Origin of the sequence: Actinomadura sp. CNU-125, assembly GCF_001942465.1 — a bacterium.
Lineage (GTDB): Bacteria > Actinomycetota > Actinomycetes > Streptosporangiales > Streptosporangiaceae > Spirillospora.
The window spans coordinates 57,727-75,250 of record NZ_MKJY01000444.1 but is presented as its reverse complement, the minus strand read 5'-3'; the positions used below and the strand labels follow the sequence as shown (position 1 = coordinate 75,250).

16 protein-coding genes and 1 pseudogene are annotated in these 17,524 nt (G+C 71.8%); 7 read left to right on the top strand and 10 right to left on the bottom strand.

All coding sequences use genetic code 11. From position 1 onward, the window contains the following. From BJF79_RS63450 to BJF79_RS36955, 6 genes and pseudogenes are all read left to right on the top strand, one after another. Entirely contained in the window at positions 1–936 is a 936-nt protein-coding gene (locus BJF79_RS63450) for a polyketide synthase (RefSeq protein WP_262403119.1), read from the top strand. After that, positions 848–2,488: pseudogene (locus BJF79_RS63445) on the top strand (acyltransferase domain-containing protein); the annotation flags it as partial. The gene BJF79_RS63450 and the pseudogene BJF79_RS63445, both read left to right, overlap by 89 nt. Before the next feature lie 227 nt (positions 2,489–2,715). Further along, entirely contained in the window at positions 2,716–5,286 is a 2,571-nt protein-coding gene (locus tag BJF79_RS63440; protein ID WP_262403118.1) for a type I polyketide synthase, read from the top strand. After that, positions 5,199–5,654, top strand: coding sequence for an antibiotic biosynthesis monooxygenase family protein (locus BJF79_RS36965; protein ID WP_316043516.1), 456 nt, complete (start codon positions 5,199–5,201; stop codon positions 5,652–5,654). The genes BJF79_RS63440 and BJF79_RS36965 overlap by 88 nt, the downstream gene beginning before the upstream one ends. Positions 5,655–5,828: 174 nt before the next feature. Beyond that, complete coding sequence (locus BJF79_RS36960) at positions 5,829–6,944, top strand: cytochrome P450 (protein WP_262403117.1); 1,116 nt, start codon at positions 5,829–5,831, stop codon at positions 6,942–6,944. A gap of 105 nt (positions 6,945–7,049) precedes the next feature. After that, positions 7,050–7,337: an acyl carrier protein gene (locus BJF79_RS36955; protein WP_075904389.1), complete on the top strand. Its 288-nt coding sequence runs from the start codon at positions 7,050–7,052 to the stop codon at positions 7,335–7,337. Positions 7,338–7,484: 147 nt separating this feature from the next. Here BJF79_RS36955 and BJF79_RS36950 read toward each other — a convergent pair whose 3' ends face one another. From BJF79_RS36950 to BJF79_RS36940, 3 genes are all read right to left on the bottom strand, one after another. Further along, positions 7,485–8,429 carry a TIGR03621 family F420-dependent LLM class oxidoreductase gene (locus BJF79_RS36950; RefSeq protein WP_075904387.1) on the bottom strand — a complete coding sequence of 315 codons (945 nt, stop codon included), beginning with the start codon at positions 8,427–8,429 and terminating at the stop codon, positions 7,485–7,487. Positions 8,430–8,518: 89 nt separating this feature from the next. Continuing rightward, positions 8,519–9,181 carry a class I SAM-dependent methyltransferase gene (locus BJF79_RS36945; protein WP_075904385.1) on the bottom strand — a complete coding sequence of 221 codons (663 nt, stop codon included), beginning with the start codon at positions 9,179–9,181 and terminating at the stop codon, positions 8,519–8,521. A 145-nt stretch (positions 9,182–9,326) separates the two neighbouring features. After that, complete coding sequence (locus BJF79_RS36940) at positions 9,327–9,863, bottom strand: dihydrofolate reductase family protein (protein WP_075904383.1); 537 nt, start codon at positions 9,861–9,863, stop codon at positions 9,327–9,329. A 202-nt stretch (positions 9,864–10,065) separates the two neighbouring features. On the opposite strand from BJF79_RS36940, the gene BJF79_RS36935 reads away from it, so the two are divergent. Further along, positions 10,066–11,061 (top strand): ketoacyl-ACP synthase III family protein, encoded by a 996-nt coding sequence (locus BJF79_RS36935; RefSeq protein ID WP_262403116.1) that lies wholly within the window; start codon positions 10,066–10,068, stop codon positions 11,059–11,061. Here the strand turns inward: BJF79_RS36935 and BJF79_RS63435 are convergent. From BJF79_RS63435 to BJF79_RS36915, 7 genes are all read right to left on the bottom strand, one after another. Further along, positions 11,048–11,410, bottom strand: coding sequence for a cytochrome P450 (locus tag BJF79_RS63435; RefSeq protein ID WP_262403115.1), 363 nt, complete (start codon positions 11,408–11,410; stop codon positions 11,048–11,050). The genes BJF79_RS36935 and BJF79_RS63435 overlap by 14 nt on opposite strands. Then, positions 11,389–12,285: a hypothetical protein gene (locus tag BJF79_RS36930; RefSeq protein WP_262403114.1), complete on the bottom strand. Its 897-nt coding sequence runs from the start codon at positions 12,283–12,285 to the stop codon at positions 11,389–11,391. Before BJF79_RS36930 ends, BJF79_RS63435 begins: the two co-directional genes overlap by 22 nt. Before the next feature lie 8 nt (positions 12,286–12,293). Beyond that, a complete protein-coding gene (locus BJF79_RS63430) occupies positions 12,294–12,809 on the bottom strand; it encodes a hypothetical protein (RefSeq protein WP_262403113.1) in 516 nt (171 codons plus the stop codon). A 96-nt stretch (positions 12,810–12,905) separates the two neighbouring features. Next, positions 12,906–13,541: an acyl-CoA dehydrogenase family protein gene (locus BJF79_RS63425; protein WP_262403112.1), complete on the bottom strand. Its 636-nt coding sequence runs from the start codon at positions 13,539–13,541 to the stop codon at positions 12,906–12,908. A gap of 171 nt (positions 13,542–13,712) precedes the next feature. Continuing rightward, positions 13,713–14,270 (bottom strand): ATP-binding cassette domain-containing protein, encoded by a 558-nt coding sequence (locus BJF79_RS66025; RefSeq protein WP_316043515.1) that lies wholly within the window; start codon positions 14,268–14,270, stop codon positions 13,713–13,715. Positions 14,271–14,604: 334 nt separating this feature from the next. Further along, positions 14,605–16,029 (bottom strand): hypothetical protein, encoded by a 1,425-nt coding sequence (locus tag BJF79_RS66020; protein ID WP_316043514.1) that lies wholly within the window; start codon positions 16,027–16,029, stop codon positions 14,605–14,607. Then, complete coding sequence (locus tag BJF79_RS36915; protein WP_075904379.1) at positions 16,026–17,519, bottom strand: MFS transporter; 1,494 nt, start codon at positions 17,517–17,519, stop codon at positions 16,026–16,028. The genes BJF79_RS66020 and BJF79_RS36915 overlap by 4 nt, the downstream gene beginning before the upstream one ends. Positions 17,520–17,524 lie beyond the last annotated feature (5 nt).

The following is a 17,524-nucleotide window of genomic DNA, read 5'->3' as shown; positions in this document are numbered from 1 at the left end:
GTGGCCGTGATCGGAGTCGGCTGCCGGTTCGCCGGAGGCGCCGATTCCCCGGACGCGTTCTGGGATCTGCTGAAGAACGGCCGCGACGGCATCACCCGGGTTCCGCCGGACCGGTGGAGCGGCTACGCGGACCGCGGCGCGGAGTTCGCCGCGGCGCTGCACCGCGCCACGCCCTGGGGCGGTTTCCTCGACGGGATCGAGAACTTCGACGCCGGTTCCTTCGGCATATCCCCGCGCGAGGCCGAGTTCATGGACCCCCAGCAGCGGCTGCTGCTGGAGGTGGCATGGGAGGCGCTGGAGCACGCCGGTGTCCCTCCGCTGAGCCTCGGGGGCGGCGAGACCGGCGTGTTCGTCGGAATCGGTTCGGACGACTACGGCCGGCGCATGCTCGAGGATCTGCCCCGCATCGAGGCGTGGACCGGCATCGGCGCGGCGCTGTGCGCCGCCGCGAACCGCGTGTCCCACGTGCTGGATCTGCGCGGGCCCAGCCTCGCCGTCGACACCGCGTGCTCGGCGTCGCTGGTCGCGCTGCACCTGGCCTGCCAGAGCCTGCGCGCGGGCGAGGCCCCGCTGGCGATCGCCGCGGGCGTCAACCTGATCGTCTCACCGGGGCAGACCGTCTCGCTGGACGCGGCGGGCGCGCTGGCCCCGGACGGGCGCTCGAAGTCCTTCGCCGCGTCCGCCGACGGGTACGGACGCGGCGAGGGCTGCGGCGTCCTTGTGCTCAAGACGCTCACCGCCGCCCGGCGGGACGGCGACCGGGTTCTCGCGGTCGTCCGCGGCAGCGCGGTCAACCAGGACGGCCGCACGGACGGCATCATGTCGCCGAGCGGGGAGGCGCAGCGGCGTGATCGAACGCGCCTGCCTGCAGGCGGGGGTCGCGCCGGAGACGGTGGACTACGTCGAGGCGCACGGCACCGGCACCCGGCTCGGTGACCCGCTGGAGGCCGCGGCGATCGGCGCGGTCTACGGGGCGGGGCGGCCGCCGGACCGTCCCTGCCTGGTCGGCTCCGTCAAGCCCAACATCGGGCATCTGGAGGCGGCCGCCGGCATCGCGGGCGTCATCAAGGCCGTCCTCGCCCTCGGCCGTGACGAGATTCCGCCGAGCCTCAACGTCACGGAACCGAACCCGGCCGTCGACTGGGACGCGGCGGGGCTGCGGGTCGTCACCGAGCGCACGCCTTGGACGCGCGGCGGGCGATGCCGCCGGGCGGGGGTGTCCGCGTTCGGCTACGGCGGAACCGTCGCCCACGTCGTGCTGGAGGAGGCGCCACCGGAGAAGGACTCGTCCGAAGAGCGCCCGCTCGGGGAGTCGGAACAGGGCAGGCCGACCACGGCCGCCCGCCCGGTCCCGGTGTCGGCGGCGTCGCCCGCGGCCCTGCGGCAGCACTGCGAACGCCTCGCGGACCGGATTTCGCGATGGGAGGGCGGCGTTCCGATGACATCGGTCGGGCACACCCTGGCGCGGCGGCGATCCCATCTGCGGCACCGCGCCGTCGTCGTGGCGGGCGACGCGCGCGAGCTGGCGACCGGCCTGCGGCGGGTCGCCCGCGGTGAGGAGGGCCCCGAGACGTTCGTCGGCTCCGCCCCGGACGGTCCGCCCGGTCTGGTCTGGGTCTTCTCCGGTCACGGGTCGCAGTGGGACGGCATGGGCCGTGAGCTGCTGGAGGCGGAGCCCGCCTTCGCGTCCGTGCTCGACTCGCTGGAGCCGGTCTACCGCGCGGAGCTCGGCGTCTCGCCTCGGCGGCTCCTGGACGGCCGTGACCTCGTCGCGGTCGACCAGGTGCAGGCCATGATCTTCGCGGTGCAACTGGGGCTGGCCGGGCTGTGGCGGTCATGGGGGGTGGCCCCCGACGCGGTGATCGGCCACTCGGTGGGGGAGGTCGCCGCCGCGGTCACGTGCAGAGTGCTGACGCCGGAGGACGGCGCCCGGTTGATCTGCCGCCGATCGCGGCTGCTGCGCCGTGCGGCGGGCCGGGGGGCGATGGCGCTCGCCGTCCTGCCGTTCGACCGGGTGCGGGAGCGGCTCGCCGGGCGCGACGACGTGGTGGCGGCGATCGTGCCCTCCCCGTCGTCCACGGTCGTGTCGGGGGACGCCGCCGCGGTCGGGGAGCTGGTCGCGCGGTGGCGGGAGGAGGGCGTCGTCGTCCACCGGGTGGCCTCGGACGTCGCCTTCCACAGCGCGCACATGGAGCCGCTGCTGGGCGAGCTCGCCGCCGCGGCGGCGGACCTGGCCGCCGCGCCGCCGGAGATCCCCATGTATTCCACGACCCTGTCCGACCCGCGGGCGCCGGTGACGGGCGACGGGGTCTACTGGGCGGCCAATCTGCGCGACCCGGTGCGGCTGGCGGCGGCCGTCGAGGCGGCCGCGGAGGACGGTCACCGAGCGTTCCTGGAGATATCCGGGCATCCGGTGGTGGCCCACTCGATCGACGAGACCCTTTCCGCGCGGGGCGTCACCGGCGCGTTCGTCGGGGCGTCGCTGCGGCGGGGCCGGTCGGCGGACGCGGCGCTGGCGGCGGCGGCCGCGGCACTGCACTGCCACGGGGTGCCGCTCGACTGGGCCGCTCTGCATCCCGGCGGCGGCCTCGTCGATCTGCCCGGAGGCGCTTGGCGGCGCCGTCGCCTCTGGCGGGAGAGCACACCGGCGGGCGCGCCCCGCACCACGGGCGACAGCGAGGGCGACGGCATGGCCGACGACGGGGCGCTCGCACGTTGCTCGGTTCCGAGATCGAGATCGCCGGCGGCTCGCCGCGGCTCTGGCGGACGGTGCTGGACGCCGAACGACGCCCCTATCCGGGCAGCCACACGATCGACGGCGTCGAGATCGTCCCGGCCGCGGCACTGCTCGACGTGCTCCTCGCGGCGGCGTCGGACGGCGGGCCGCCGCCCCTGACCGGGGTGTCGCTGCGGTTCCCGCTCACCGTCGCCGGACGGCGGGAGGTGCAGGTGCTGCGCGAGGCGGGCGGCCTGCGGGTGGCCTCCCGGGCACTGGACGACGGCCACGACGGGGACCGGGCATGGATCACGCACGCCACCGCCGCCGTCGCGGACCGTCTCGGCGCGGCGGCGCCGGAACCGTTCGTCGCGAGCGCAGACCGCGCGGTGCCGCAGGATCCGGAGTCGGTGCGGCGGTACCTCGCCTCGGTGGGCGTCCCGGACATGGCCTTCGACTGGACGATCAAGGAACTGGTGCGGGTGGACGGGCGTACCCGGGCCCGCGTGCTGGCGGCGGCGCCGCCCGGCGCCCCGCCGTCCTGGGCCCCGGTTCTGGACGCCGCGTTCTCCATCGCACCGACCGTCTTCCCGGGCGAGGCCGTGCTGCGGATGGTGGCGCACGTCGAAGGCGTCTCCGTAGGCGGGCCGCCGCCGGCGGATGCCGATATCGAGATAGGTGCGGATCCGGCCGCGGGCGACACGGTGCACGTCCGCATCGCCGACCGGGCGGGCGGGACGGTCGCGCGGCTGGTCGGTGTCCGGTACGCGGAACCGGACCGCGGCCGGATCGCCCGGAGCCCGGAGCAGCTGGTCGGTGAGACGGTCTGGCGTCCGCTGCCGCTGCCGGAGGCTCAGGACGGCCGCCCGTCCGGACGGCTTTTCCTCGTCGACCCCGACCCCGACGCGGCGGAGGAGCTTCGCGCGGGGCTGGCGGCGGTCGGCGCCGCGTGCACGGTCCTGCCGGACCCGGCCGCCCTGGGCCGCGTCCCGGCGGGAGGCGGCGAATCCGCGAACGTGCTGCTGTTGGCCCCGGCTTCGGGGGACGGCGTCCCGGCCGCGGCGATCCGGTCGACGTCGCTGCTCGTCGAGACCGTCCGGCGGCTCACCGCTTTGGGAGCGGAATTCCCGGCCAGGCTGTGGTGCGTCACGACCGGCGTCGTCGAGAGCGCGTCGCCGTCCCGGCTGGCGCACGCCCCGCTGTGGGGCGCCGGCCGGGTCGCCGCGGGCGAGCACCCGGAACTGTGGGGCGGTGTGATCGACCTTCCCGCGGACCGCGTCGGCGCCTCGGCGGAACTCCTGCTGCGTGTCCTGCGGTCCGCGCCGGCGGACGAGGACGTGATCGCCCTCCGCGGCGGCACGGCCACCGTGCCGCGGCTGGTGCGTCCGGCGGCGCCGCCGGTGAGGGCGCCGGTCGAATGCCGCCCGGACGGGACGTACCTCGTCACCGGAGGATTCGGAGCGCTGGGGTTGGAGGTGGCGCGACGGCTCGCCGAGCGCGGCGCCCGCCACATCGTGCTGGCCGGCCGCCGGGGAGCCCCGTCGGCCGAGTCCCCGGACGGACGGGGCGGTGAGCGGGCCCGCGCGCGCGTCGACGCCGTCCGTGCGCTGGAGTCGCTCGGGGCGGTGGTGCGGACGGTGGCCCTCGACATCGCCGATGCCCCGCGAGCCGCGCGCGTCCTCGCGGCGGACGCCCTCGGGCTGCCCCCGATCCGGGGGGTGGTGCACGCCGCCGGGGTCCTGGACGACCGGCCGGTCATGGACGTGGACGAGGAGTCGCTGCGCAGGGTCATGCGCCCCAAGGTCGAGGGCGCATGGGTTCTGCACCGCCTTTTCCCCCCGGGCAGCCTGGACTTCCTGGTCCTGTTCTCGTCCTGCGGCCACCTGCTCGGCCTCCCGGGCCAAGCCGGTTACGGTGCCGCCAACGCCTTCCTCGACGCCCTCGCCGCGCACCGCCGTGCCGAGGGCGGCGGGGAGACGATGAGCCTCGGCTGGACGTCGTGGCGCGGCATGGGCATGGGCGCCGGCGAGATCGTCGGCATGGAGCTGGAGGCACGCGGCGTGACCCGTGTCTCGGCGGCCGAGGCGTTCGCCGCGTGGGACTACGCGGCCGCGCGGGGCGGCGCCCACTACGCGGTGCTCGGCCTGGCCGCGCCGTCCGGCGGCGGGCGGCGCCCGCCGCTGCTGCGTGAACTGGGGCCGTCCGCCGACCCGGATCCGGAGCGCCCGGCCGACGGGTCCGGCCCGGTGGGCTCCGGCGACGGGGGCGGTGCGCAGTGGTGGGCGGACCTGGCGCCGGAGGAGCTGCGCTCGCGGCTGCTGGACGACGTCGCCGCTCAGGTCGCCGGAGAGATGAGGCTGCCCGTACGGGAGCTGGACTCCCGGCGCCCGCTGGTCGAGCAGGGGCTCGACTCCATCATGACCGTCGTGATCCGGCGCCGTTTGGAAAGGCGGTTCGCGGTCGGCCTGCCCACCACCCTGCTATGGAACCGGCCGACCGTCGCCGCCATCGCCGAATACCTGGCGGATCTGCTCTCCGCGGCGGACGCGGACAACGGCGCCGGGGCATGATGCGGAGAACATGTGATGCGGGGGACACCGTCGGACAGAGAGCAGGGAGACGACGCATGGTGATCATAGCCGGGAAAATGTACGTGCCGGCGGAAGTGCGAGACCGCTGGGTGGCCGACCATCGCGACGCGATAACCCGGGCCCGGGCGATGCCGGGATGCGTGGACCTCTATCTGTCGGCCGACCCGCTCGAAAGGGATCGCGTGAACATGTACGAGTGCTGGGAGACCGAAGCGGAGCTCGACGCCTGGCGGGCGGTCGCGGACCCGCCGCCGAAGCCGGAGGGCTTCAGGGCGGACGTCCACATGTACGAGATCGGCGCCGTCGGCCCTCCGTTCCGTGACCAGGGCGCGCCGCGGCCGGTCTGACCCCGGCGCCCCGGGGCGGCCGGTCCGGGTCCGGCCGCCCCGGGGAGGGGAGCGGCAGGCAATTCGGGAGATGCCGCGCGGCTTTCGGTTGGCAATCATGAATCTGTAAAGGCCGGCGGCCAGGGTACGGCCGGCCCCGGGCAAGCCACCGATCCTGACCGAGCGGAGTTCCACATGGACCTCGTGTTCAATCCCTTGGAGTACCGGACTCAGGACGATCCATATCCCGTTTACGCCCGCCTCCGGGAGGAGGCGCCGCTCTACCACAACGAGGATTTGGACTTCTGGGCGCTCTCCCGTTACCGCGACATCGAGAAATGCCTGCGCGACTTCACCCGGTTCTCCAACCGCAACGGGCCGCTGATGGAAAAGGATTTCTGGAAACCGGATTCGGATGGCATGCATTCCCTGGTCGCGATGGACCCGCCCAGGCACACCGTCTACCGGAAGCTGATCTCGGGGAGCTTCACCCAGCGGGCCGTCACGGCGCTGGAACCGCAGATCGAGGAGCGGGCGAAGCGGTACGTGGACGAGGCGGTCGAGCGAGGCGAGTTCGACGCCATGACCGACGTCTTCAAGAAGATCCCGCTGGACGCGCTGGCCATGGTCGTCGGGATCCCGGAGGAGGACCGGCCGCACATGCAGCGCATGCTGGACGGCACCATCCACCGCGAGGACGGGGCGGACTTCATCACCCCGGAGCAGATGCAGGCCTTCGAGGACCTGACCGCCTACTACACCGGGCTGGTCGCCGAACGCCGGCGGCGGCCCTGCGACGACCTCCTGTCGAACGTGCTCGCCGCCGAGGTCGAAGGCAAGCGGATGACGGACCGCGAGGTCGTCGCCCTTCTCCATCTGCTCGGGGGAGCCGGCACCGAGACCACGATCGAGATGCTCGGGAACGCCTGGTACTGGGCGTGGCGGCATCCCGACCAGCGGAAGCCGGCCCTGGACGGCGAGGTCGTCCCCGGCTGGGTGAACGAGACGCTGCGGTACGACTCGTCCGTTCAGCTCGCGATCCGCGTCGTCACCGAGGACGTCGAGATGTACGGCCGGACCATCCCCGAGGGGGCGCAGATGCTTCTGCTGATCGCCTCGGGAAACCGTGACGCCGATGTCTTCCCCGACCCCGACAGGTACGACCTGAACCGGGACGCGGCGCCGATCCTCAGCTTCAGCGGCGGGCCTCACCATTGCGTCGGACACCTCCTCGCCCGGCGGCTGGCCAAGACGACCCTCTCCGAACTCGCCGCCGCGTCGCCGACTACGAGATCGACTCCGAAGGCGTGAAGCGCGTGCGCCGTGCCATCGTGCACGGGTTCAGTGCCCTGCCGACGGCGGTCACGCCCCGCTGAACACCCCGCCCTGCCCACCGAGACCGGCGGAGGACGACCGATGCCCGAACACGACGTGGCCTCCGGCCTCATCGAATACATCGAGGAGAACCTGCTGCCCGCGGGCGTGATCGGGCCGATCGGCGAAACCAGCCCGCTCCTCGAGATGGGTGTGCTCGACTCGCTGAAAACGGCGATGCTGCTGAACCACATCCGGGAACGCCACGGCGTCCGGGTCCCGCCGCTGATGATCGAGTACCGGAACTTCCAGGACGTGCGGAGCATCGCCGCCGTGGTGGGCCGCCTCCTGGATTCGCCTCGGGACGGTGACGGGCGCGGACTGGACTGATCGCGAGGACGTGCGCCCGAACGGAGCCGGAGCCCGTTCGGGCGCACGTCCATGCCCGCACGTCCATGCCCGCCGGACCGGCGGGCCGGACCGGCGGGCCGGTCCCCGCCCCCCGGGCCCGCCGCCCGGCTCGGGGGGCGGGGACGATCAGGTGTCGCCCCGGAAGCGCCCGATGACCGGCGCGAACGCCTCCATGTGCGGTTCGAGCACGGTGAGGCAGGAGAAGCCGAACCGGTCGGCGTTATCCCGTATCCGGGCGGCGATCTCGTCGACGGTCCCGATCAGCATGAAGGGCGTCTCGAGCAGTTCGTCGGCGGTGAAGAACGGCATCTGCTGCTCGACCATCCGGTGCGCCGTGCCGACGCGGTCGTCGGTCACCACGACCGCCTGGACGAGTTGGTGCAGCTCGATGTCGTCCGCCCGGCCGCCCGCCCGCTCCCGGACGAAGCGGATCCGCTCGTCGGCCTCCGCCGCCGTCGCCACCCGCAGGGCCCCGGGCTCTCCGGCGAGCGGGACGAGCCCGCTCAGCGACACCGTGTCCGCCCTGCGCGCGGCCAGATCCAGCATCCGGTCGCCCATCCCGCCGACGATGAGCGGCGGGCCCGTGCCGTTCAGTCCGTGTCGCTGCTGCGGGGCCAGCGCGGGGAAGTCGAACATCGTCCGGACCTGCTCGCCCTGGGGGTAGCCCCCCGAACCGAAGATCTTCTCTAGCTCGTCCAGGGCGCTCTCGAGCCGGTCGACGCGCTCGTCGAGCCGCCCCCACGGGAGGCCGGCCTCGTCGAACTCCCAGCGCATGTGACCGACGCCCACGCCGAGCTCCAGCCGGCCGCCGGTGAGCAGGTCCGCGGTGGCCACCTCGCGGGCCAGCACGTGCGGGTTCCACAGGCCGATGTTGACGACCAGGGTGCCGACCCGCGCGCGGCGTGTGGCCGCGGCGGCGGCGACCAGCGGTGAGAACGGGGCGGGCGACTCGAAGTGGTCGGAGCTGAAGATCGCGTCGTAGCCGTGCTCCTCCGCGGCGCGGCAGTACTCGGTGAAACCGTCCGCGGACCGGATCGCGAAGATGTTGCAGCTGAATCTGAAGTCGCGCATGCTGCCGCCTCCCCTGGGCGTGTCGTAGATGTCCGCCGCGCCGTGCGCGGCGTGCGGTACCCCGTCCGGGCCCGCCGGGCGGGTTCCCGTCAGCGCTTGACGGCCAGCGTCATTCCGTCGGCGAAAGGAATCATGCTGATGGCGACACGCTCGTCACGGTGCAGCCGCGCGTTGAATTCGCGCAGTGCTCGGGTCTCCGAGTCGCGCGCGGTGGCGTTCGCCACGGCACCGTGCCACAGGACATTGTCGACCACGATCAACCCGCCCCTCCGCAACAGCACCAGGGCTCCTTCGAAGTACGTCTGATAGTCCTCTTTGTTGGCGTCGATGAAGACGAGGTCGAAGGATTCGGCCGCCCCTCGCTCCGCGAGGAGGGAGGCGAGCGACCGCCGGGCGTCACCGATCCGCAGGTCGACCTTGTGGGCGACGCCCGCCCGTTCACAGAAGTCGAACGCCATATCGGCCCATTCTTCATTCTGCTCCAGGCCGACCACCAGGCCGTCTTCCGGGATCGCCAATGCCGTGGACAGCAGGCTGTAGCCCGTGAAAACCCCGATCTCCAGGGTTCGCCGAGCACCCGAGGCCATGGCCAGAACGCTCAGGAACTGTCCCTCTTCTGGAGGTACCTGCATCAGCCCGAAAGGCGTGTCCGCAGTCTTCTCCCGCAATTCCTGGAGGAGTTCCGATTCACGCAACGAAACGGCGGATATATAATCCTGCAGGGTGTCGTTCAGAATAACTTGAAGTCTCATCGATCCCCCGCCCGTGTCGCGGATCAGGATTGGCCGCCGGTTTTATGATCGCATCGGGAATGCCGGGGGGCATCTTTCGGAATGCGCTGGGAGCGGCCGCGGCGGCCGGGCGGGGGAGCGGACGGCGACGATGAGGGGAGCGCGGTCAGGCCAGGTTGTAGGTGATGTGCTGGACGCCGTTCGGGAGGGTCTCGGTGTCGGCGAGTTCGAAGGCCGTCTTGGCGGCCAGGCCCTCGAACAGGCGGCGGCCCTTGCCCACCGCGACCGGGAAGAGGAGCAGGTGGAGCTCGTCCAGCAGCCCCTCCGCCAGCAGCCACTGCACCAGGGTGATGCTGCCGCTCACGTTGATCTTCGTGCCGGGCTGCCGCTTCAGCTCGGCGACCTCCTCGGCGAGGTTCGCGCCGATCACCGTGGAGTTGTTCCAGTCCGCACTCTTCAGCGTGCGCGAGACGACGAATTTGGGAACGTTGGTGAGATACTCCGCCTCCGGGCCGCTCTGGCCGCCGAAGACACCGGCGAAGTACTCATAGGTGTTGCGGCCCAGCAGCATCGTGTCCCCGGCCGTCATGAGCGAGCGGATCGTCGCACCGAACTCCGGGCTGTGATACGGACCGACCCACTCCGGCTCTCCGTCCACGACGCCGTCGAGGGTGATTGACATTCCTGCGGCTAGCTTTCTCATGGACTCAAGGGTATTACAGGCCGATCATTTTTCCCACCGAATCGGCGAAGAGCACGCCCGAGGATGCCGGGCGAGTCGCACGACGTCCAACATCGGGTTGGTGCGGCCGCCGCCCACCATGCCCACCGGAGCATCGGGGAAACATCGAGTGCGACTAGCAGGCACCCACATCAAAGGCATCGGCATCCACCTGCCCGAGAGAATGAGCACCGAAAGTGCCGTTGCCCAGGGACTTTATGACGCCGACGAACTCGATCTGCACGGCATCACGTCGGTAGCCGTCGCGGGCCGCGAACCGGCTCCCGAAATGGCCCGCCGGGCGGCCGGGCAAGCACTCGCGCGCTGCGGGCACGAAGCCCCGGACCTGGACCTGCTCTTGTACGCCACCACCTGGCATCAGGGGCCCGAGGGCTGGCTGCCGCATTCCTATCTCCAGCGCCATCTGGTGGGCGACGGCGTCCCCGCGACCGAGATACGCCAAGGCTGCAACGGCATGTTCACCGCGATGCGGCTGGCCTCGTCCCACCTCCGGGCGGAGCCGGGAGGGAACGCCGCCCTCTTGGTGGCGTCCGACAATTACGGCACGCCGCTGGTGAACCGGTGGGACATGGGCCGCGGGTACATCGCCGGCGACGCGGCGACCGCGATGCTGCTCACCAGGGAGCCCGGATTCGCCGAGCTGCTCTCCGTGTGCTCCGCCACCGTCTCCTCGGCGGAGGAGATGCACCGCGGAGACGAGGATCTGTTCCCTCCGGGCATCACGCTCGGGCGGGGCCTCGACTTCGGGGCGCGCAACGCCGAGTACCTGCGGCGAGCGCGGAACCGGCCCCTCGGCACCACCGCGCTGCTCGAGATCCAGCGGAGAACGCTGGAAGTCGTCGACACGGCACTGGCCGAGTCCGGCATTTCCATCGCGGACGTCACCCGCGTGGCCTTCATGAACGTCTCCAAGGAGATCGTCGAGCAGCGCTGCATGGCGGCGCTCGGCCTTCCGATGTCCAGATCGACGTGGGACTTCGGCGCGACGGTCGGCCACTGCGGCGCCAGCGACCAGGTCCTGGCCCTCGACCACTTGCTGAGCGCGGGCGGGCTGCACCCCGGTGACCACCTGCTGATGCTCGGTACCGGCCCGGGGGTTCTGCTGTCCGGCGCCGTCGTCCGGATCCTGGACACTCCTTCCTGGCTCAACCGAACCTGACCGGCAGCCGCTCGATCCCGTTCGTGAAGCTCGACCGGAGCCTGCGCGCCGGTCCGTCGGGGGCGATCCCGGGAGCACGGTCGGCGAGCTGCCCGAACAGTGTCCGCAACTGGAGCAGGGCGAGCCGCCGCCCCAGGCAGAAGTGCGGGCCGCCCCCGCCGAACCCGAGGTGCGGGTTGGGGTCCCGCCCGATGTCGAAGGCGGCCGGGTCGGCGAAGACGTCGGCGTCGCGGTTGGCCGAGCTGTAGAAGAGCACGACCTTGTCCCCTTCGGCGATCCGCCGCCCCGCCACCTCGGTCGCGCACGTCGCGGTCCTGCGGAACAGGTTCACCGGGCTCGTCCACCGCACGATCTCCTCCGCGGCGGCCGGAAGGAGGGCACGGTCGCCCAGCAGCCGCCGCCACTGGTGCGGATGCTCGAAGAAGGCGAGCATCCGCCCGCGGCCGCGTGCGCGGTCGTCTCGGTCCCCGCGATCGCCAGCATGAGCACGATCATGAAGAACGCGTCCGTGGTCAGTGCCTCGCCGTGCTCGCCGGCGGCCAGCAGTCGCGACACGATGTCGTCCCGCGGCTCCTCCCGGCGGCGTTCGGCCAGGTCGGCGGCATAGGCGTACAGCTGCGCGGCGGCGTCCCGCCGGAACGCGCCCGGGCCCGCCGCCCCCTCCGCCCGGCCGCCGCCGGTGGTCCCGGACTCGTCGGCGAGCCGGCCGATGATGTCGGCCAACAGGCCGTGCTCGTCGCGCGGCGCGCCGATCAGCTCGCACAGCACGCGCGCGGGGAGCGGCGCCGCGATGTCGCGGACGAAGTCGGCCGCGCCCCGCCGCGCCGCCGTATCGAGCAGGCCCGCGCAGATCTCGCCGATCCGCTCCCGCAGCCCGTCGACGGCCCGCGGGGTGAACATGCGGCCGACGAGGGCGCGCTGCACGGTATGCCGCGGCGGGTCCATGTTGATCATCATCAGTCGCTGTCGGCGGGCCGCCTCCGCGGGAAGCTCGTCGAACAGGGCCAGGCGCCGGTGCGAGGAGAAGACGCGGGTGTCCCGCGAGACCCGCGCGATGTCGCGGTGCCGCGTGACGGCCCAGAATCCGGGCCACCCATCGCCGCCTCCCGTCTCGTGCCAGTGAACCGGGGAGTGCTCGCGCAGCCGGGCGAAGTGATCGTACGGGGGCCCCTCGCGCGCGTACGAGTCCGGGTCGACGAGGTCGATCCCGGCTGCCGTGCCCATGCCGTCCGTCACACGATCGGCGCCGCGTCCACGCCCATCCGGGCCTTCGACAGCTCCCGGCTCGCGGCGGACGACAGGAAGACCGGGCCCGCGTGGGTGTGCACCATGGACAGGTCGCGCCAGATGCGCTCGATGCGGCCGCCGTTCCGCAGGGAGCCCGTGCCGACCGTGCGGAAGAGGCGGTGCTCCACCGCGCGCCAGCACATCGACACGACCTGGCCGCAGATCACGGCGAGGCGCAGGTCCGCGTCCCCGGTGAAGGCGCCTTCCCGTCCGGCGGTGTCGTGCCACTGCTGGACGACGTTCATCACGGCGGCCTCCGCGGTGGCGATCGTCCCGATCGCCTCGCCGTGCCAGAGCTGGTAGTCGGGGCTGTCGGACCGGCCGGTGATCGGTGGGAAGAACGTCTGCCGGTCGCGGAGCAGCTCCTCGTAGGCGTCCAGGCGCCTTGCGCCATGCCCACCGCGAGCGCGGCAAGCCCGAGGCACATGTGCTGAGCAGGCCGCCCGCGTACTGGCGGTCACCGTGCACGTCGAGGCCGGGCGTGCCCGCGGACACGTCGGCGTTGACGACGTGCACGGATCTGAGCGCGAAATGCTCCGGGACGCTGGCCCCGTCGATCACGATGCTGTGCGACCCGCTTCCCCTGAGCCCGAGGTGGTCTCCCCAGTCCTCGGCGAGCCGCCAGTCCCTTCGCGGCACGATGAACGCCATCGGTTCCGGAGGGAGCCGGCGCCGGGCGAGACGAGCGTGTGGCCGAGGAAGTGCGTCGCGTAGGGCGCGCCGGAGCAGTAGCGCCACGTTCCGCTGATCAGCCATCGTCCGTCGGGGCCTTGTTCGGCCTTGCCGCCCGGTGCCGCCACCGCGGGGCAGATGAAGTCCCCGGTGCCGAAGAGTTCCTCCTGCGCCTCTTCCCCGAAGAGGCTCGCCACGTTGAGCGCGTGCGCCGCGCCCAGGCTGTACATCCAGCCGGTGGACGGGCATCCGCGCGCGAGCGCCATCGACACCCGCAGGAAGGTCTCGATCCCGAACCCGTATCCGCCGTAGCGGCGCGGTACGAGAATCCGGTAGAGGCCGGCGTTCACCATGGCCTCGTGCGTGTCGGGGGCGCAGTAGGTCCGCTTCTCGGTCTCCGCCTGCCGCTCGACGAGCGTCGCCGCGATGGCCTCCGCCCGCGCGATGATCTCACTCGGCGCGAGGTCCGGCTCGGGCGGAACGTGCGCCCCTCGTCCGCACACGGTGGTTCGGCCTGCCATCGCGCATCTCCTTCACAGTGCAGGAAGTTCACAACGAGCGTCACATCGCCGCCTCGCGGCGCGCATCTCCGCGATTGCGCCCGGGATTCCGGCCCGGGAAACCACGTGCGGCCCGGTCGCCCCGTTCCGCCGCCGACCGACCGCGGCCGGGGCGGAACGGGGCCCGCGGGCTCAGCCCGCGGCCGTCCGGTACTCCCGCAGATGCTCGCTGATCAGCGGCGCCTCGGCCGCGAGGAGCTCGTCCGGCGTCCCGGTGAACATGATCTCTCCGCCGTCCCGGCCACCGCCCGGGCCCACATCGATGACCCAGTCCGCCTGGGCGATCACCGAGAGGTTGTGCTCGATGACCACGACCGTGTTGCCCCGGTCGACCATGCCGTTCAGCAGGTTCAGCAACATGTCGATGTCGGACATGTGCAGTCCCGCGGTGGGCTCGTCGAGGATGTAGAGCCCGCCGGTCTTCGCCAGCTGGTCGGCGAGCTTGATCCGCTGCCGCTCTCCGCCGGACAGGGTGCTCAGCGACTGCCCGAGCCCCAGGTAGGCCAGCCCGGTCTCGAGCATGCCGTCCAGCTTCGAGCGGACCTGCTTCTCGGTGAAGAACTCCGCGGCCTCGGCCGCGGACATGTCCAGGACGTCGGCGATCGAACGGTCGCGGAGGCGGTGGGCGAGCACCTCCTCCTTGAAACGGCGGCCGTCGCACGTGTCGCAGTGCGTGGTGATGGGGTCCATGTAGCGATCTCGGTGATGAGGACACCGCGCCCCTGGCACTCCTCGCAGGCACCGTCCGAGTTGAAGCTGAACAGGCTCTCCTTGACGCCGCTCGCCTTGCCGAACAGCTTCCTGATCGGGTCCATGAGCCCGAGGTAGGTCGCCGGCGTGGAGCGCGAGGACTTCGCGATCGGAGACTGGTCCACGAAGACGGCCTCCGGGTGCGCGGCCCGGAGCGCACCGAGGATCAGCGAGCTCTTGCCCGCGCCGGCGACCCCGGTGACCACCGTGAGCACGCCCGACGGAACGTCGACCGAGACGTTCTTGAGGTTGTGCAGCGAGGCGTTCTCGATCTTCATGACGCCGTCCGGCTCGCGCAGTCGGTCTTCACCTTGCCCGACCCGCGCAGGCTCGTCCCGGTGACCGTCTCGGTCGCCAGGAGCTCCTCGACCGGCCCCTCGAAGACGATCCTGCCGCCGGCGTCGCCCGCGCCCGGGCCGATCTCGACGACGTGATCGGCGATCGCGATGACGTCGGGATCGTGCTCCACCACCAGGACGGTGTTGCCCTTGTCCCGCAACGCGCGCAGGAGCGCGTTGAGCTGCCCCACGTTCCGCGGGTGCAGCCCGGCGCTCGGCTCGTCGAAGAAGTAGGTCAGCCCCGTCAGGTCGCTTCCCAGGTGCTTGACCATCTTCAGCCGCTGGCCTTCGCCCCCGGACAGGGACGTGGTGGCCCGGTCGAGGCTGAGGTAGCCGAGCCCGATCGCCTCGATCCGCACGAGCGACTCGCGGACGGTCTCCGTCATCGGTCCCCGCACGCCGTCGTCCAGTCCCGCGAGGAGCTCGGCGAGGTCACTGATCTGCATCCGGGACCATTCGGCGATGTTCCGGCCGCCGATCCGGGTGGCGAGCGCCGTGGGATTGAGCCGGGCACCGTCGCAGTCCGGGCACGGGCCTTCCGCGATGAACCGCTTGGCCATCTCGCGCGTCTTCTCGCCCAGCGATTCGATGTCGCGCTTCAGGTATTTCTTGGTGAAGGCGGCGACCAGTCCCTCGTACTTGATGGTCTGCGTCCGGCCGTTCTTGTAGGTGAGGTCGACGGTGCCCTCGACGCCGTGGAGCAGCGTGTGCCATTCCTCCTCGGAGTAATCGCTCAGCCGCTTCTTCGCGTCCAGTCCCTCGTAGTTCGCGTAGTACTGCCAGCCGGGGCTGCCGACCGGATAACCGGGCACCAGGATCGGGCCCTCGTCGAGCGATTTCGTGCTGTCGAGCATCAGGTCGGGGTCGGGCCGGAGGGCGCGCCCGATCCCCTCGCACCCCGTGCACATCCCGTTGGGAGCGTTGAAGGAATACAGGGAGGGATGGACCGGCCCGGGCTCGGTGTGCTGCGCGAACAGCACCCGGATCAGCGAGTAGACATCGGTGATCGTCCCGACGGTGGACCTGGCGTTCCCGGTCAGCGGCTGCTGATCGACCACGATGGGGGCCGTCAGGTTCAGGACGGCCTCGACGTGCGGCCGCTCGTACTTGGGGAGCTGGTTGCGGACCGATACGGGGAAGGCCGCGTTCAGCTGGCGCTGCGCCTCCACCGCGACGGTGTCGAAGGCCAGGGACGACTTGCCCGATCCGGACACGCCGACGAAGACGGTGATCCGATCGCGCGGGACGACCAGCGAGACGTCCTTGAGGTTGTTCTCGCGGGCGCCGACGACGCGGATGCCGGGACCGTTCCGCTGTGCCTCCGGGGCCGGGTCCCGCCGGTGCGATGTGCCGCCGCTCATGAGGTCGCCTCCTTCTCGGGCATGTACTCGCCCAGCGCGTTGCGCGGACGGCCGCTGACGGACTCGAAGAGGGCGAGGATGAGCACGCCGCCGATGACGAGCATCACCGCCGCGACACGAAGCGCCATCCAGTACCCGTCGGCCGCGGCGTCGCCGGGGGCCACGCCGGCGCCGATCTGATCGGCGGTCTCCCGGAGCGCGAGCGTCACCAGGAAGGCGAGGCCGATCGCACCGCCCACCTGCTGCATCGCGGTCTGCACTCCGGACGCGAGTCCCGCGTTCTCCGTGGTGACGTTGTGCAGGGCGGCGTTGGCGGTGGTCGGGAAACACAACCCGCTGAAGAGGCCGAACACCGCCATCCCCGGGAGCACCCCGCTGAGGTACGAACTGTCGGCGTCGACCATGAAGGTCGTCATGAGCAGCCCCACCGCGGATCCGAAGAAGCCGATCGCCAGGACGGGCTTGACTCCGAGGTTCGCCATCATCCCGGCGCCGATGCCGACGCCCACGCCGATGCCGACACCGAGCGGGAGGTAGCCGAGCCCGCCCTCGAGCGGCGAATATCCCAGAACCTGCTGCTCGAACAAGGTGAGCAGGAAGACGTAGGAGAAGAACCCGGACGCCTGGAACAGCGTGATGAAGTTGGTCGTCGCGCGGGTGCGGTTGGCGAGCGCCCGGAGCGGGATGAGCGGCTCGCGCGTGCGGACCTCCACGAGGACCAGCAGCGCGAGCAGAGCCACGCCGCCCAGGAGGGGCAACAGGACCTGCCACGCCCCCCAGTCGTGGGTGGACGCCTGCAGGAGCCCGTAGACGATGGCCACGAGGCCGCTGGTGCCGAGCACGGCGCCGGGGAAGTCGATGCGGCTGTAGCGGTCCGCCATGCGGCTCTCCGGAACCACCCGAGAGGCCATGAACAGCGTGATGAGGGCGACGGGGATGTTGATGTAGAAGACCCATCTCCAGTTCGCCAAGTCGGTCAGCACCCCGGACAGGACCGTGCCGAGCACGCCGCCCAGCCCGGAGACGCCGCCCCAGATGCCCAGCGCCTTCGCCCGCTCCTTCGTGTCGGTGAAGAGCACGGCGATCAGCCCGAGCGACGCGGGCGCCGCCAGCGCCTCTCCGGCGCCCTGCAGGAACCGGCCGCCGATCAGCATGCCGGGGTTCACCGCGGCGGCGCAGATCGCCGACGCCACTCCGAAGGTGACCACCCCGGCGACGAAGATCAGCCGTCGGCCGAAGATGTCGGAGAACCGGCCGCCGAGCAGGAGGAGGCCCCCGGCCATGAGCACATAACCGTTCACGACCCAGGCCAGCCCCGAATCGGACACCTCTAGGTCGCTTTGGATCGCCGGCAGCGCGATGTTCACCACCGTCATGTCCAGGGTGAGCATGAACTGGATGAGGCACAGCACCCACAGCGCGGTCCATCGCCGGGGATCGGGGGCAGGCTCGGGCTGGGCGTCCGCCGCCCGCGGGGTCACGGGATCCATCGTCT